Below are 15,677 nucleotides of genomic sequence, written 5' to 3'. Positions count from 1 at the left end.
ATTTTTTTGAATCAGCGGTACTCCCAAGGGCCCGTTTCAAAGCTGAAACGTTTTGTTCACGTTTGGCCGCGCACTGATTCGTCCGCGCATTCGCGCAGCTCGACCGCTCAACGGATTCCGCGCGATGGCATGCATTTCGCTCGACCACCGGCAAACCGGAGAGACGTCATGCGAATCGCAGCCTGCCTTGCCTGTCGACGGCATTCCGTCGCCGCAGCATTCGCGGCATCGCTTGCCGTCATGTGCCCTTATGTCGCGATCGCGCACAAAGACGAAACGCATCGGATAGTCGACGCGCCCCTCGTGCACATCGTCGCGGCCGGCCGGGCTCAACGTTTCGTGAACGTCGATGCCCGCGCATTCGCACGGCTGCGCGATCTCGTGCCGATGCCCGTTCCCGTCGCGGCGCCGACGCCGCTCGTCGACGACAGCGCGGCCGTGACGCTGTGGGACGAGATCAGTCCGCCCGCGCCGCTGCCCGTGCCGTCCGATGCACAGCGCACGATTCGCGAAGACGGTGTGAGCGATACGCGGCAGTGACGTATCCGGATGCAAATCACCGGGCCCCGCCCGGCACAACCACGCCATACGAAGACGAAGAGGAGATGAGATGACCGCACTGACCGCCGCTTCGCAATCGTGGGCGCGCCGAGCATTGCCGACCGTACAAACCGGTTTGACCGGCTCAAACGTGCGCGTCGGGCCCCTGGATGCGGTTCCATGCAGCACGGCGAACGTGTGCGAGGTGGTTGCGCGCGCCGCCGCTCGTCGGTACGTATCCCGCAATCGCGACGATCGCGACGATCTCGACGCACGGACCGCGCGTGCGCCGATGCACCGTGTACCCGCGCTCGACGCACGGTTCGCAGGCATCCCGCATCTTTCCGAATCGGAGCATTCACGCACGTCCATCCGTCCCGCTCGGCGCCGCGCTTCGCACGCGACGGCGGTCGCCGGGTGGATCGCATCGGCGAACCCGTCGGGCTCGCCGCTCGCGCGTCGACGCGCGGGCACAGCAGGTCTTCAGCGCCGCAGCGGCACGATCCTCGCGCTGCGCGCGGAAGCGGAGGCCGCCTCGGATAGCGAACTATCCGAGGCGGCCCCCAAACACGGAAGTCTGGGACAGCCGGCGGGGGGGCATGACATGCAGCGAGCATTGCGCCACGGCGACGCGCTCGCGCATGTCATCGGAATCGTCCAAGTCGTCCAGATAGCCGGAGCCGTTCATGCAACGGCGAACGTTTTGGTGCTCCGTCCCCCGGCGGGCACTCTTTTTGACAACAGAATCCACGCGTGCCGCAGCACGGCGGCGAAATGCCCGCGCGTTGCAGCGGCGAAGCTTGCGCCGGCAACCGGTTCCGCGAGCGCCTTGCCGCGCCGCGGCGTTTCGCGCGGCGCGACGCCCGCCGCGCCGCGCACCGCCCTGACGCGCGGGCGCGTACTCGCCGATCGCGTCGGCGATGCGGCGGCAAGCGCCGATGCGCGGCGAATTTCGACCATGCCCGGCCGTTCGCGCAGCACGTGCGGCCAATGCGGTCAATGCGGTCAATGCGACGCGCATCGGGCCGCACGCGCGTCGCCGGTCGCGAATACGTCGGCATCGACATGCGAGCGACGACGCGCGCGCGATGTGCGTGATGTCGACGGCACCGCGGCGTGTCGCGTGGTCGCGGATGCTTTTCAAGCGGCGACGAGCGGGCGCGCCCGCCGCGTCGAGCACGCGCCGCGCGGCGGCACGCGCAAGCGGCACCATCGAAACGAAGACCGCCGGCGATGCCGGCGCAAGGCAGGATAACCATTCGCCGTCGCCGCGCTAAAGCGCAGCCGTCGACGGCTCTTGACGGGGAAAGCGCATTGCGTCGTCGCGTTCGCGGCGCGCAACGGGGGGACCAGATGTCCTGGGAAATCGCGCCGACGTTCGCTCGGCCCGCCGCTGCGTTCGCGCGCGGTGCGCGCGCGTTCGCGATCGCCGCATCGATGTCCGGCCGAACAAGTTCGACCGCGACGCCGCGCGGCCGCCTCCAGCGACACGACGCCGCCGACGCGCCGACGTTCCTCGCGCATCGCGCAACGCGTGTCGCGCGCATCGCCGTGCCCTGCCCCCGCCCCGGAAGAGCGCACATGCGTCGCAGCAACACCGACACCGCACGCCGGCCGCCCGGCATCCCCGCCGTCCTCCCGCATCGGTCGCGCCAACGACGCGCGCCACGCGACGACGCCCGCGGCGCTCGCGCCCCGCACACCGAACATTGCACGCCGCGCGCCGCGCTCGGCGCGCCTGCCCCCGACACGTTCCGAACAACATTCCAGCTGAGGTGCATCGTGCCCGACTTCCGCTTTCCCTCCGATTGCGCACCGCCCGGCCACGCCGGGCAGCGCACCGCGTCCCCCGCCGACGCGGCCGCGCGCCAGCTCGTCTACCTGTCGCGCACGCCCGACACGACGCTCGTCGAGCATCTGCGCGCGCGACGCTGGAACGTGCATGTCGCGCGCTCCGCGCACGAAGCGGCGCGGCGCGTGAAGCCGGATCAGCCGCAGGCGGGCATCGCCGATCTCGACGGCTTCGCGCCGCGTGAGCTGCCGACGCTCGAGGCGGTGTTGCGCCAGCAGCAGGTCGGCTGGATCGCGCTCGCCGGCGACGCGCGCATCAACGATCCCGACGTGCGCCGGCTGATTCGCCAGTACTGTTTCGATTACATGCCGGGCCTGCCGCCGCACGAGACGATCGATTATCTCGTGGGCCACGCCTACGGGATGGTCGCGCTGTGCGATCTCGACCTCATGGCGGGCGCCACCGAAACCGGCGACGAAATGGTCGGCGCGTGCGACGCGATGCAGCAGCTGTTCCGGATGATCCGCAAGGTCGCCGCGACCGACGCGACCGTGTTCATCTCCGGCGAATCCGGCACCGGCAAGGAGCTGACCGCGCTCGCGATTCACGAGCGCTCCGAGCGCCGCAAGGCGCCGTTCGTCGCGATCAACTGCGGCGCGATTCCGAATCATCTGCTGCAGTCCGAACTGTTCGGCTACGAGCGCGGCGCATTCACGGGCGCGAGCCAGCGCAAGATCGGCCGCGTCGAATCGGCGGACGGCGGCACGCTGTTTCTGGACGAAATCGGCGACATGCCGCTCGAAAGCCAGGCGAGCATGCTGCGCTTCCTGCAGGAAGGCAAGATCGAGCGGCTCGGCGGGCACGAGTCGATCCCGGTCGACGTGAGGATCATCTCCGCGACGCATGTCGATCTCGACGCGGCGATGCGCGAAGGCCGCTTTCGCGAAGACCTGTACCACCGGCTGTGCGTGCTGAAGCTCGAGGAGCCGCCGCTGCGCGCGCGCGACAAGGACATCGAAATCCTCGCGCATCACATCCTGCATCGGTTCAGAAGCGACGGCGCACGCCGCATCCACGGTTTCACGTCGTGCGCGATCGAAGCGATGTACAACTATCAGTGGCCCGGCAACGTGCGCGAGCTGATCAACCGGATTCGGCGCGCGATCGTGATGTCGGACAGCCGGCATCTGTCGGCCGCCGATCTCGATCTCGCGCCGTTCGCCGCCCGCCAGGCGACGACGCTCGCCGAGGCGCGCGAGCGCGCCGAGCGCCGGACGATCGAGGCGTCGCTGCTGCGGCATCGCAATCGCCTGACCGAAGCGGCGGCGGAGCTCGGGGTGTCTCGCGCGACGCTGTATCGGCTGATGGTGTCGCACGGCCTGCGCGAGTTGTCATGGGGCACGCATCGCACGGGCGCGAGCGATCCGGACGACGAAGCCGAGCCCACGTGAAGTGCGGGCGGCGTGTGCGCGAAGCGTCGGCGCAGGGCGCATCAAGCGTCGATCGCCGCAAGGCGCGCGAGAACGCGTATTCCGAACCGGCGCGAAGCACGACGCGCGCGGGCGCGTGCGGCGCGATCCGGTAGAATCGTGCCCTTCCGGCATCTTTTTCTTCCCGTCATGACGACGCTGACCCTGATCGTCGCGCGCGCCCGCAATGGCGTGATCGGCCGCGACAACCGGCTTCCGTGGAAACTCCCCGAGGACCTCGCGTTCTTCAAGCGCACGACGATGGGCGCGCCGATCGTGATGGGCCGCAAGACGCACGAGTCGATCGGCCGGCCGCTGCCCGGCCGCCGCAACATCGTCGTCACGCGCGACGCCGCGCGACGCTTCGACGGCTGCGACACGGCCACGTCGCTCGGCGACGCGCTCGCGCTCGCCGAGCGCGACGGCGCGGCCGAAGCGTTCCTGATCGGCGGCGCGCAACTGTACGCGGAGGGCCTGCGCCATGCGGACAAGCTGATCGTCACCGAGATCGATCAGGATTTCGAAGGCGACGCGTCGTTTCCCGCGCCCGATCCCGCGCAGTGGGAAGCCGTGTCGCGCGATGCGCATCGCGCGGCCCCGCCGAACGATTTCGCATACGCGTTCGTCGTCTACCGTCGCAAGCGCGCCGCCTGACGGACGCGAGCCCGCGCGCGATATCGCGGGCTCCCGCGCGACGACACAAAAAAGGCGCCGCTCGCCGCGGCGCCTCTTGCTTTTGCGCGATCGAAACGATCGCCGCGTTCACTGCCCCGCGATCGTCATCTGCTCGATCAGCACCGACCCCGTTTCCTTCGTGCCGCGCACGATCGAGTCCGCGCCGATCGCGACGATGTGGCGGAACATCTCCTGCAGCGTGCTCGCCACCGTGATCTCCTCGACCGGATACTGGATCTCGCCGTTCTCGACCCAGAAGCCCGCCGCGCCGCGCGAATAGTCGCCCGTCACGTAGTTGACGCCCTGCCCCATCAGCTCGGTCAGCAAAAGACCCGTGCCGAGCTTCTTGAGCATCGCGTCGAAGTCGTCGGCGGGATTCGTGAGCGCGCTCCTGAGCGCGATGTTGTGCGAGCCGCCCGCGTTGCCGGTCGTCTGCGTGCCGAGCTTGCGCGCCGAATACGTCGACAGGAAATAGCCCTCGACCACGCCGTCCTTGACGACGCTGCGCGCATGCGTGCGCACGCCCTCCTCGTCGAACGGCGCGCTGCCCATCGCGCGCGGCACGTGCGGGTCCTCGACGATCTGCACGTGCGGCGCGAACACCTCCTTGCCGAGGCTGTCGACCAGGAACGACGTCTTCCGATACAGCGCGCCGCCGCTCACCGCCTGCACGAACGCGCCGAGCAGGCCCGCCGCGAGCGGCGCCTCGAACAGCACGGGCACCTTGCGCGTGTCGAGGCGGCGCGCGCCCATTCGCGCGAGCGCGCGTTGCGCCGCATAGCGGCCGACCGATTCGGGCGACGCGAGTTCGTCCGCGCGGCGCTTCGACGTGTACCAGTCGTCGCGCTGCATGTGGCGGCCGCTGCCCGCGATCGGCGCGCACGCGATGTAGTGGCGCGAGTACGGATAGCCGGCGAGAAAGCCGCGCGTCGTCGCGAGCACGAACTGCGAATGCTGCGCGGATACGCTCGCTCCCTCCGAATTGCGGATTTGCGGGCTCACCGCGAATGCGGCATCCTCCGCGCGGCGCGCGAGGTCGACCGCATCGTCGGCCGACAGGCGCCACGGGTGATATAGGTCCAGGTCGCGCGGATCGGTTTCGAGCAGCTCGGCTTCGGCGAGCCCCGCCGCGTCGTCCTCGGCCGTGAAGCGCGCGATGTTGTACGCGGCCGCGACCGTGTCCTTCAGCGCCGCGGGCGAGAAATCCGACGTGCTCGCATTGCCGCGCTTCTTGCCGATGAAGACGGTCACGCCGACCGTCTTGTCGCGATTGTGCTCGATCGTCTCGACTTCGCCGCGCCGCACCGACACCGACAGGCCGTCGCCCTCGGAGATTTCGGTCGCGGCGTCGGTCGCGCCGAGCGCCTTCGCGTGCCGGAGGATGTCCGTCGCGATTGCCTTCAGTTCGTCTTGCGTGTGCGGAAAATAGTGCGCCTGGGCGTCGAGGTTTGCAGCCATCGTCGTGGTATCCGGTAACGGGCGGGTCGCCCGCATGTTTCGAAATGTGCGTATCCCGCGATCATAGCAAGGTCCGGCGCGGGCGACGCGCGCCCGCGCGGCCGCGCGGTGTCCGGCGCGATACAATGCCGCCCATGACACGCAAAACCCGCATCCAACCGATCGAACACGCCGGCGAAGACGCCGACCACGGCTACGATCGCCCCAGCAAGTCCCAGTTGAAGCGCGACATGCACGCGCTGCAGGAACTGGGCGCCGCCCTCGTCGAGCTGCCGAAGGACGCGTTCAAGCGCATGCCGATGCCGGAAGATCTCGCCGACGCCGTGCGCGAGGCGCGCCGCATCACCGATCACGAAGGCAAGCGCCGCCAGATTCAGTACGTCGGGCGCGTGATGCGCTCGCTCACCGCAGACGAGACGGCCGCGCTGCGCGCGGCGCTCGATGCGCAGCGCGGCGTGAACAAGGCCGAGACGGCGCGCCTGCACTGGATCGAGCGCACGCGCGAGCAACTGCTCGCGAACGACGAAGCGCTGACCGCGTTCATCCGCGAGCATCCGTCGGCCGACGTGCAGGAAGGCCGCACGCTGATCCGCAACGCACGCCGGGAAGCGCAGCAAGGCAAGCCGCCGCGCTACTTCCGCGAGCTGTTCCAGTGGATCAAGTCGGCGAGCGGCGCGGCGGGCGACGCAAGCGACGCGCCCGAGCACTCACCGGAGTCCGACGATGACGACGACGAAGCGTAACCGCCCCGACGAACTCGTGATCGGCCTCGTGTCGATCAGCGACCGCGCAAGCAGCGGCGTCTACGAGGACAAGGGCATTCCGGCGCTCTCCGAATGGCTCGCAGCGGCGCTCGCGTCGCCGTGGCGCGCCGAGACGCGGCTCATCCAGGACGACGCGCCGACGATCTCGGCGACGCTCGTCGAGCTCGTCGACACGGTCGGCTGCGACCTCGTGCTGACGACGGGCGGCACCGGCCCCGCGCGCCGCGACGTGACGCCCGAGGCGACGCTCGCCGTGGCGACGAAGGAAATGCCGGGCTTCGGCGAGCAGATGCGGCAGATCAGCCTGAACTTCGTGCCGACCGCGATCCTGTCGCGGCAGGTCGCGGTGATTCGCGAAACCGCGGATCACGCAGCGCTGATCGTGAATCTGCCCGGCCAGCCGAAATCGATCAAGGAAACGCTCGAAGGGCTGCGCGGCGACGACGGCAACGTCGAGGTGCCGGGCATTTTTGCTGCGGTGCCGTATTGCATCGATCTGATCGGCGGCCCGTACGCGCAGACGAATCCGGCCGTATGCGCGGCGTTCCGGCCGAAGAGCGCGGTGCGCGCGCCGAAGTGACGGCTGTCGCGGCCGAGCCGGTCAGCGTGGCGGGCGCGGCTACGGCCGCTGGTGCGATCGTGAGGGGAACAGCGAAACGATCGCGCGGCTCGCGCCGATCGCGGGAAAGCTCGCCGGGCGGACGCGACGGCGGCATGTGCGGCGGCGGCCGACGTCGCAGCGCGCTGCGCGCGAAAAGCGCGGAGATGGCGCCGCACGCCGGTGGCGGCACGTTCGGCGCGCCGCGCGAACATGCCCGCGCATGCGCACGCCGAGTCGCGAAAACCCTCGAGGCGCGCGCTACCCGCTTACGCGGTCTCGCCCGCCGGCGCGGCCGGAATCAGAAAGCGCTCGCGGTAATACTTGAGCTCGTCGATCGACTCGTGGATGTCGGCGAGCGCGGTATGCATCGCACGCTTCTGGAACCCCTTGTAGATCGCGGGCTGCCAGCGCCGGCACAGCTCCTTGAGCGTGCTGACGTCGAGGTTCCGGTAATGGAAGAAGCGCTCGAGCTCCGGCATCCAGCGCGCCATGAAGCGGCGGTCCTGGCAGATCGAGTTTCCGCACATCGGCGACTTGCCGGGCGGCACGTATTGGCCGAGAAACGCCTCGATCTGCGCGGCGGCATCCGCCTCCGTGACGCTCGACACGCGCACGCGGTCGATCAGGCCGGAGCGGCCATGCGTGTTCTTGTTCCAGTCGTCCATCTTCGCGAGCGTCTCGTCGCTCTGATGGATCGCGAGCACGGGCCCTTCGACCGCGATGTCGAGGGTCGAATTGGTGACGACGACGGCGATCTCGATGATGCGGTCGGTGTCCGGGTTCAGGCCCGTCATTTCCATGTCGAGCCAGACGAGGTTCAGTTCGTTGCGAACGAGCGCCGGCTGGCCGTCCAAGGCGGAGATATCGGTCATGAGCAATCCTGGGAAATGAGCGGGCGGCGCGCGCGCCGCCGGGCGGGCCGGCAAACGGCGAGCGGGCCGGCTCCGCAAGAACATATAATTCTCGCATAGATACCCACCAGCGCCTTCGATGTCCGCCTATACCTTCACCCTGCTCTTCGCCGTCGCGATCGTCGCGATGACGGGCACCAAGCTGTGGCTCGCGTCGCGGCAGATCCGCTTCGTCGCCGCGCATCGCGGCCGCGTGCCCGCACAGTTCCGCGAGACGATTCCGCTCGCCGCGCACCAGCGCGCCGCCGACTACACGATCGAGCGCACGCGGCTCACGATGTTCGAGATCGTCGTCGCGTCGGCGGTGCTCGTGGGCCTCACGCTCCTCGGCGGCGTCGGCGCGCTCGATTCGCTGCTCGCCGGCCGGCTCGGCCACGGCTACGGCCAGCAGGTCGCGCTCGTCGCCGCGGTGCTCGTGATCTCCAGCGCGATCGATCTGCCGTTCGAGTATTACCGCCAGTTCAGCGTCGAAGAGCGCTTCGGCTTCAACCGGATGACAAGGCGCCTGTTCTTCACCGATCTCGCGAAGAACGCGCTGCTCGGCGCGGCGCTCGGCCTGCCGCTCCTCTTCGTCGTGCTGTGGCTGATGAATCAGGCGGGCGCGCTGTGGTGGCTGTGGACATGGATCGTGTGGGTCGGCTTCCAGATGCTCGTTCTCGTGCTCTATCCGACCTTCATCGCGCCGCTGTTCAACAAGTTCGAGCCGCTTGCCGACGATGCGCTGCGCATGCGCATCGAAGGATTGATGAAGCGCTGCGGCTTCGCGGCGAAGGGCCTCTTCGTGATGGACGGCAGCCGCCGCTCCGCGCACGGCAATGCGTATTTCACGGGCTTCGGCGCGTCGAAGCGGATCGTGTTCTTCGATACCCTGCTCGCCCGCCTGACGGGCAACGAGATCGAAGCGGTGCTCGCGCACGAGCTCGGCCATTTCAAGCGCCGCCACGTGATGAAGCGGATGCTGTGGACTTTCGCGCTGAGCCTCGCGCTTCTCGCGCTGCTCGGCTGGCTCGCGCAGCGCGCCTGGTTCTACACGGGCCTCGGCGTGATGCCGTCGCTCGCCGGCAGCAACGCGGGCGTCGCGCTCGTGCTGTTCTTCCTGTCGATGCCGGTGTTCCTGTTCTTCGTCACGCCGCTCGGCAGCCTGAGCTCGCGCAAGCACGAATTCGAGGCCGACGCGTTCGCCGCGAGCCAGACCGACGCGCGCGATCTCGTCAACGCACTCGTGAAACTCTACGAAGACAATGCGTCGACGCTCACGCCCGACCCCGTCTACACCGCGTTCTACTACTCGCATCCGCCCGCGTCGCAACGCATCGACCGGCTGCTCCAGCTCTCATGAAGCGCGCGCCGACGAAGCAGCCGGCCATGGCCATGGCGGCCGCGCGCGGCGGCGAGCGCGCCGAAGGGCGCGTGATCGCCGCGCACGGCCGCCACTACATCGTCGCGCCCGCCGACGGCGGCCCGATGCTGCAGTGTTTTCCGCGCGGCAAGAAGAGCGACGTCGCGGTCGGCGACCGCGTCGCCTACGAACGGACGTCGGCCGACCAGGGCGTGATCGTCGAGATCGGCGAGCGGCGCAACCTGCTCTACCGCTCCGATCAGTTCAAGTCGAAGCTGTTCGCGGCGAATCTCGATCAGTTGCTGATCGTGCTCGCGACCGAGCCGTATTTCAGCGAAGACCTGCTCGGCCGCGCGCTGATCTCCGCCGAGGCGAACGAGTTGAAGCCGATCGTCGTGCTGAACAAGATCGACGTCGAAGCAGCGCTGCCTGTCGCGCGCGAGCGCCTCGCCCCCTATCGCGCGCTCGGCTACGACGTGCTCGAGCTGTCGATCAAGGGTGCGCCCGACGACGCGCGCGCACAGCTCGCGCCGCATCTGGCGGGCCATTCGACGATCCTGCTCGGCCAGTCCGGAATGGGCAAATCGACGCTCGTGAACCTGCTCGTGCCGGATGCCGAGGCGGCGACGCGCGAGATCTCCGCCGCGCTCAACAGCGGCCGCCACACGACGACGTTCACGCGCCTCTATCCGCTGCCGGACGGCGGCGCGCTGATCGATTCGCCGGGCTTCCAGGAGTTCGGGCTCTATCATCTGACGGAAGGCCGCCTCGAGCGTGCGTTCCCGGAGTTCCGGCCGCTGCTGCCGCACTGCCGTTTCTATAATTGTCATCATCTGCACGAGCCGGGCTGCGCGATTCTGGAGGCGGTGGCCGACGGCAGGATCGCGCCGTCGCGCCATGCGCTGTACGCGCAGCTCGTGCACGAGGCGAGCCAGATCGTTCGCTAACCGGGCCGCCCGGCGGCCGCGCGCCCGCCGCCGATTCGCCATGCACGGAGGAGACGCCGCAATGCGCTTCAAGGCCCCCGATCTCGCGACCGCCCAGCACTGGGCGAACGTGCTCGACATCGCAGGCATCGGCTGCGAGCTGCACAACTGCTACGCGCTCGGCGCACTGGGCGGGTTGCCGTTGGACGCGTGCCAGCCGGAGATCTGGCTCGACGACGAGCGCGACGAGGCGCTCGCGCGGCGGCTGATCGAGGCGGCGTCGGCCGGACCGCCCGTCGGTGCGGCGCCGTGGCGCTGCGCGTGCTGCGGCGAGACGCTCGACGCGCAATTCACCGCCTGCTGGCATTGCGGCGCGATCCGCGATCCACGCGACGGCTGACGCGCGGCGTGACGCCTGCCCCGCGGCAAGGCGAGCGCCGTCCGCGCCGCCCCGAAGCACCGAAGCGCGCCGGGAAATGGGCGAAAAAAAGCCGGCTCGAAGCCGGCTTGTTCGTTGGCGAGCCCTGGCTCGACATCAACGCACGCCGCGTCACGACACCCAGACCGCGATCGTCAGCATGAGCAGGAGCAGCATCCACAGGATCACGGCGCGCCACACGAGGCCGACGGCCGATTGCAGCGTGCGTGGCGAGCAATCGTCGCCGACCGTGATCGGACCGCTGTCGCCCGCCGCGAGCGCATCGACGCTCGACGGCTCCGCGAGCGGGCCCGCGAGCCGCGCGCCGAGCGCACCGCTGCCGGCCGCGAGCAGCACGCCATCGTTCGGGTCGGGCCACTGGCGCGTGTGATTGCGCCAGGCATAGATCGCGTCCTCGAAGTTGCCGACGATCGCGAAGCCGAGCGCGGTCAGGCGCGCCGGCACCCAATCGATCACGAAGAACGCGCGCTGCGCGAACGTCGAGAACGCCGCGGTGCGGTCGTCCGCCGGCACCGACCAGCTGCGCGACAGATATTCGGCGATCCGATACAGCACCGCGCCGGCCGGGCCGACCGGCAGCACGAACCAGAAAAACACGCCGAACACGTGCCGATGCGACGCGACGACCGCATGGATCAGCGTGTGGCGAACGATTTCGCTGACCGGCATGTCGACCGTGTCGATGCCCGTCCATTCTCGCAGGATGTCGCGCGCGCGCGGCACGTCGTCGTTGTTGAGCGCGAGATGGATATCGGTGAAGTAATGGCTGAACTGCCTGAACCCGAGCGTGAAGTACACGACGGCGATGTTCCAGAGGAACGCGAGCACGAAGCTCACCTTGTACAACAGGAAGTAGACGAGCCCGACGCCGAGCACCCAGGGCAGCACGACGACGAGCCACGCGAGCACGCCGTGCTTCTTTTTGCCGGCGTCGAAGCCGTGCGCAGCCGATTCCGCATGAGACTGAAACAGCGCGAACACCGGATTGCTCGGCGACAGCGCGCGGACCTGTTCGATGATGAGGGCAAGGAGAACCGAGAAGAAAGTCATGCGAAGGGCCGTGCCGTTCTGGGATGATTGATTTTTCGCGTAAAGATAGCACAGCGGGCGCGCCGGATGGCTCCGGCTTGCGCCGACTGTGGCGCCCGCCACTAGGCCGCGAGAAAGCGATACAGGTTGCGCAGCATGCCGGCCGTCGCGCCCCAGATGAAATACTGGCCGCCGACCGGTCCGCGCGGATACGGCATCGCGAAGAAACGCCGCTCGCCGCCCTCCCAGCGGAACACCCTCACCTGATGATGGGCGGGGTTCATCAGGAAATCGAACGGCACCTCGAAGATCTCGGCCACTTCGAGCGTATCCGCCTCCACCGTAAATGGCGGATGGACAAGCGCCACGACAGGCGTCACGCAAAAGCCCGTGCCCGTCAGATAGTCGGGCAGCGCGCCGAGCAATTCGACGCGCTCGTGCGAAAGCGCGATCTCCTCGCGCGCCTCGCGCAGCGCAGTGGCGTTCGCGTCGCGGTCGTCGGGCTCGCGGCGTCCGCCCGGAAAGCTGACCTGGCCGGCATGGTCGTTCAGGTGGTCCGCACGCTGCGTGAGCAGGACCGTCAGGCCGCGCTCGCGCACGACGAGCGGCACGAGCACGGCCGCGCTGCGCGGATCGATGCCGTCGGCAAGTTGTGCCTCGGCGGGCTCCTGAGTCCATACGGGCGGCTGCGCGAAACGATCGCGCAGCCCGTCCGGCGTCAGCAACGACGGCGGGACAGGAGCCAGGCCAGCGCCGGTCGTCTCGATCGGCAGCACTTCAGGGTCGATGATGGGGCGGCGGGTCAAGGGTCGCTCTGCTCGGAATGGATATGGCCATATTGTCGCGCCGAAAAGAAAAAAACGCCCGCCGGGGCCGCTCGCCGGACGGCCCCGCCGCCGGGGACCGCAGCATTTTACGTGTTCGCTCCGGCACGCTCGTCGGCCTGGATGCGTTGCGAGAGGGGCGAGCGCGATATCGGCAGTGGCTCGCCGGTCGAATGCATGCAAGCCGTCACGCACAACATCGCGCGAAATGCAATTGGCCGGATTCGGCGATTTGCTGCGGGCGGCGGCTCGGGGCGAGATCGGGGACTGGGGCGCGGCGGCGCAGACACGACCGAAATGTCGACCGTGGCTCGAATTTGCGGCGAGCGGCCGACGCCCCATTTGGGCATTCACGCGTGGCCCCTCGCGCATCGGACGATGCGTCATGCCGTTTGAATCACCCGTTCTCCGGTTGCAACGACTCACTGGAGCAGCACAGGTCGGCGGATGCGCGCCCGCCCCGGCCATCCACGCACCTCACCTCGACGCGATGTCGCTCTACGCGTCGACGTCGACGAGTGGCGAGGTCGTCAGCTACGCGGCGGTCGCGCGCAAGACGATCTCGTACGCGGGCAAGCGCTTTTCGATCGGCGGTTTGCGCTGGGTTGCGACCGATCCCGCGCACCGGCGCGCGGGTCTCGGCGCGCGCACGATCCCGGCGGCGACGCGCGAACGCCGCACCGCGACGCCTGGCGGCCATACGGAAGGAACGCGTGGAACGGTCAAGTCCATCTCCCGCGCCGGCCGGACGCAAAAAGGCCGCTGCCTCGCAGCGGCCCTCGACAGCCGGTCGAAAAAAAAGCGCCGTGCGGAAGCTTCCCGCACGGCGCCTTTCCACGCCAGGCGAAACGCGCACCGATCGATTTCCAGTGCGCGTTCCCGGCTGCGCTTACTGCTGCGCGGCAGCGGCGCGATCCTTCGACACCAGCTTTTCCTTGATTCGAGCCGACTTGCCCGAACGCTCGCGCAGGTAGTACAGCTTCGCGCGACGCACGTCGCCGCGGCGCTTCACGACGATGCTCGCGAGCAGCGGCGAGTACGTCTGGAACGTACGCTCGACGCCTTCGCCCGACGAGATCTTGCGGACGATGAACGACGAGTTCAGGCCGCGGTTGCGCTTCGCGATCACGACGCCTTCGTAAGCCTGAACGCGCTTGCGGTTACCTTCCACCACGTTCACGTTCACGATCACCGTGTCGCCCGGGGCGAATTCGGGGATCGTCTTGCCTGCGAGCGCGCGCTCGATCTCTTCCTGCTCAAGTTTTGCGATCAGATTCATCACTGACTCCTAAAACCATCTTGTCGGCGTTCGCGCCCGCCTGCTTCCAGGCTCGGCCCCGATAGAGGATGGATTCACATCAGGTGCCGCACACGCATGCTCGGCACCGCCAAATTCGCAAACAGAAAGCGCCGCCGCCTCAGGAGGCCTGCTTCGCTTCTTTCGCGAGACTTGCGAGCCACGCCTCGTCGGCCCGGCTCAGCAACTTTTCGCGACGCGCCCGCGCAATCAGGTCGGGGCGCTTCGCGACGGTGTTTCTCAACGCTTCCTGCCGGCGCCAGCGCTCGATCTCGGCATGATGCCCGCCGAGCAGCACGTCCGGCACGCGCACGCCCTCGTACTCCTCGGGACGCGTGTAATGCGGACAGTCGAGCAGCCCGTCGGCGAAGCTGTCCTGCACTGCCGATTGCGCATCGTTCAGCACGCCCGGCAGCAGTCGCACGACGGCGTCCATCAGCGCCATCGCCGGCAACTCGCCGCCCGACAACACAAAATCGCCAAGGCTCAGCTCCTCGTCGACGCAACGGTCGATCAGGCGCTGGTCGATCGCCTCGTAACGCCCGCACAGCAACACGACGCCCGGCTCCGCAGCCATCCGAGCGACGCGCTCGTGCGTGAGCGGCGCGCCCTGCGGCGACATCATCACCACGCGCGACGTCGCAACGCCTTGCGCCGCCTGTGCGGCCTTCGCCGCACCGATCGCCGCCTCGAGCGGCTTCGCGAGCATCACCATGCCGGGACCGCCGCCGTACGGACGATCGTCGACGGTGCGGTAGTTGTCGCTCGTGAAATCGCGCGGATTCCACGTGCGCAAGCCGAACCGCCCCTGCTTCACCGCGCGGCTCGTGATGCCCCAGTCGGTCAACGCACGAAACATCTCCGGAAAGAGTGTGACGACGTCGAACTGGATCGCGCGCTGCGTGGCTTCGTCCATTTCAGTAATCGGCTTCCCAGTCGACGACGATGCGTCCCGCCGCCTGCTCGACCGCCTTCACGTACACGCCGACGAACGGAATCAGCCGCTCGCCGGTCGTCGGCCGGCCATCCTTGCCGGTCGCCGGATATTCGACGCGCATGATCGAATGCACGCCGTTGTCAATCATATCGGCAACCTTGCCGAGCGCGACGCCAGCCTCGTTGACCACGTCGAGGCCAATCAGATCGACCCAGTAGAACTCGTCGGCGGCGAGCGCCGGGAAATCGCCGCGGCGCACGAATACGCGAAAGCCGCGCAGCGCAAGCGCCGTATCGCGATCGACAGAGCCGGCCGGATGCGCGACGACCGCGTCGCTGTGCAGCTTCGCCTGCGTGACGCGCGCGAACTTCCGCTCGCCCCCCTTTTGCAGCCACCAGTCGCGAGCCTTGAGCAGCGCATCGCCGCCCCGCCCCGCCCCGGCATGGGCCACGAGCTTGACCCAGCCCTTGAGGCCGTACGCATCGACCACCGCGCCGACCTCGACCGCATCGTCCGGCCACGGCTGCGCCGCATCGATGCGAATTGCTTCCGAATCAGCCGCGCCGTCGCCCGCCCCTTTCGTGGGCGCGCGCTCGACCGGCTTGCGGACGAATACGCCGAACGACGGCGACCGCCCGCGCTTCGCGCTACCGGAATCGTGACCAGCCATCAACGA

16 protein-coding genes and 1 pseudogene are annotated in these 15,677 nt (G+C 68.5%); 10 read left to right on the top strand and 7 right to left on the bottom strand.

Annotated features, from left to right (window positions below; translation table 11 throughout):
• The first annotated feature begins 168 nt into the window (after positions 1 to 168).
• From BTH_RS33820 to BTH_RS20745, 4 genes are all read left to right on the top strand, one after another.
• Entirely contained in the window at positions 169 to 540 is a 372-nt protein-coding gene (locus BTH_RS33820; RefSeq protein WP_259552563.1) for a hypothetical protein, read from the top strand.
• A gap of 70 nt (positions 541 to 610) precedes the next feature.
• Entirely contained in the window at positions 611 to 1,795 is a 1,185-nt protein-coding gene (locus tag BTH_RS34595; protein WP_155275553.1) for a hypothetical protein, read from the top strand.
• 527 nt (positions 1,796 to 2,322) lie between these two features.
• Positions 2,323 to 3,783: a sigma-54 dependent transcriptional regulator gene (locus BTH_RS20750; RefSeq protein WP_025369241.1), complete on the top strand. Its 1,461-nt coding sequence runs from the start codon at positions 2,323 to 2,325 to the stop codon at positions 3,781 to 3,783.
• 168 nt (positions 3,784 to 3,951) lie between these two features.
• A complete protein-coding gene (locus BTH_RS20745; RefSeq protein ID WP_009889913.1) occupies positions 3,952 to 4,455 on the top strand; it encodes a dihydrofolate reductase in 504 nt (167 codons plus the stop codon).
• 108 nt (positions 4,456 to 4,563) lie between these two features.
• Here BTH_RS20745 and pmbA read toward each other — a convergent pair whose 3' ends face one another.
• Positions 4,564 to 5,934 (bottom strand): metalloprotease PmbA, encoded by a 1,371-nt coding sequence (gene pmbA / locus BTH_RS20740; RefSeq protein ID WP_009889911.1) that lies wholly within the window; start codon positions 5,932 to 5,934, stop codon positions 4,564 to 4,566.
• 134 nt (positions 5,935 to 6,068) lie between these two features.
• On the opposite strand from pmbA, the gene yjgA reads away from it, so the two are divergent.
• Both yjgA and mog read left to right on the top strand, forming a co-directional pair.
• On the top strand, positions 6,069 to 6,677 hold the full coding sequence (gene yjgA, locus BTH_RS20735) for a ribosome biogenesis factor YjgA (RefSeq protein WP_009889909.1): 609 nt from the start codon (positions 6,069 to 6,071) through the stop codon (positions 6,675 to 6,677).
• Positions 6,658 to 7,278: a molybdopterin adenylyltransferase gene (gene mog, locus BTH_RS20730; protein ID WP_009889907.1), complete on the top strand. Its 621-nt coding sequence runs from the start codon at positions 6,658 to 6,660 to the stop codon at positions 7,276 to 7,278. The genes yjgA and mog overlap by 20 nt, the downstream gene beginning before the upstream one ends.
• Positions 7,279 to 7,565: 287 nt before the next feature.
• Here mog and orn read toward each other — a convergent pair whose 3' ends face one another.
• Positions 7,566 to 8,171: an oligoribonuclease gene (gene orn, locus BTH_RS20725; RefSeq protein ID WP_009889906.1), complete on the bottom strand. Its 606-nt coding sequence runs from the start codon at positions 8,169 to 8,171 to the stop codon at positions 7,566 to 7,568.
• Positions 8,172 to 8,289: 118 nt separating this feature from the next.
• On the opposite strand from orn, the gene BTH_RS20720 reads away from it, so the two are divergent.
• The 3 genes from BTH_RS20720 (at position 8,290) to BTH_RS20710 (ending at position 10,875) form a co-directional block, all read left to right on the top strand.
• Positions 8,290 to 9,549 (top strand): M48 family metallopeptidase, encoded by a 1,260-nt coding sequence (locus BTH_RS20720; protein WP_009889905.1) that lies wholly within the window; start codon positions 8,290 to 8,292, stop codon positions 9,547 to 9,549.
• Positions 9,546 to 10,496 (top strand): ribosome small subunit-dependent GTPase A, encoded by a 951-nt coding sequence (rsgA, locus tag BTH_RS20715; protein ID WP_009908920.1) that lies wholly within the window; start codon positions 9,546 to 9,548, stop codon positions 10,494 to 10,496. Before BTH_RS20720 ends, rsgA begins: the two co-directional genes overlap by 4 nt.
• A gap of 61 nt (positions 10,497 to 10,557) precedes the next feature.
• The gene (locus BTH_RS20710; protein WP_009889902.1) at positions 10,558 to 10,875 is read left to right on the top strand and encodes a putative signal transducing protein; all 318 of its coding nucleotides are present in this window, start codon (positions 10,558 to 10,560) and stop codon (positions 10,873 to 10,875) included.
• Positions 10,876 to 11,025: 150 nt separating this feature from the next.
• On the opposite strand, the gene BTH_RS20705 is transcribed toward BTH_RS20710, so the two are convergent.
• Both BTH_RS20705 and BTH_RS20700 read right to left on the bottom strand, forming a co-directional pair.
• Positions 11,026 to 11,964, bottom strand: a complete 939-nt coding sequence (locus BTH_RS20705) for a CobD/CbiB family protein (RefSeq protein WP_009889901.1) — start codon at positions 11,962 to 11,964, stop codon at positions 11,026 to 11,028.
• 101 nt (positions 11,965 to 12,065) lie between these two features.
• Positions 12,066 to 12,749 carry a CoA pyrophosphatase gene (locus BTH_RS20700; protein WP_009889899.1) on the bottom strand — a complete coding sequence of 228 codons (684 nt, stop codon included), beginning with the start codon at positions 12,747 to 12,749 and terminating at the stop codon, positions 12,066 to 12,068.
• A 472-nt stretch (positions 12,750 to 13,221) separates the two neighbouring features.
• Here BTH_RS20700 and BTH_RS20695 point away from each other — a divergent pair.
• Positions 13,222 to 13,437, top strand: a pseudogene (locus tag BTH_RS20695) (GNAT family acetyltransferase); the annotation flags it as partial.
• 219 nt (positions 13,438 to 13,656) lie between these two features.
• Here the strand turns inward: BTH_RS20695 and rplS are convergent.
• From rplS to rimM, 3 genes are all read right to left on the bottom strand, one after another.
• On the bottom strand, positions 13,657 to 14,046 hold the full coding sequence (rplS, locus tag BTH_RS20690) for a 50S ribosomal protein L19 (RefSeq protein ID WP_004189360.1): 390 nt from the start codon (positions 14,044 to 14,046) through the stop codon (positions 13,657 to 13,659).
• 139 nt (positions 14,047 to 14,185) lie between these two features.
• Complete coding sequence (gene trmD, locus BTH_RS20685) at positions 14,186 to 14,980, bottom strand: tRNA (guanosine(37)-N1)-methyltransferase TrmD (RefSeq protein WP_009889893.1); 795 nt, start codon at positions 14,978 to 14,980, stop codon at positions 14,186 to 14,188.
• A 1-nt stretch (position 14,981) separates the two neighbouring features.
• Positions 14,982 to 15,671: a ribosome maturation factor RimM gene (gene rimM, locus BTH_RS20680; RefSeq protein WP_009889891.1), complete on the bottom strand. Its 690-nt coding sequence runs from the start codon at positions 15,669 to 15,671 to the stop codon at positions 14,982 to 14,984.
• Between the last annotated feature and the right edge of the window lie 6 nt (positions 15,672 to 15,677).

The sequence above is a fragment of the Burkholderia thailandensis E264 genome (assembly GCF_000012365.1).
GTDB lineage: Bacteria > Pseudomonadota > Gammaproteobacteria > Burkholderiales > Burkholderiaceae > Burkholderia > Burkholderia thailandensis.
This window is presented reverse-complemented; position numbering and strand designations above follow the sequence as displayed.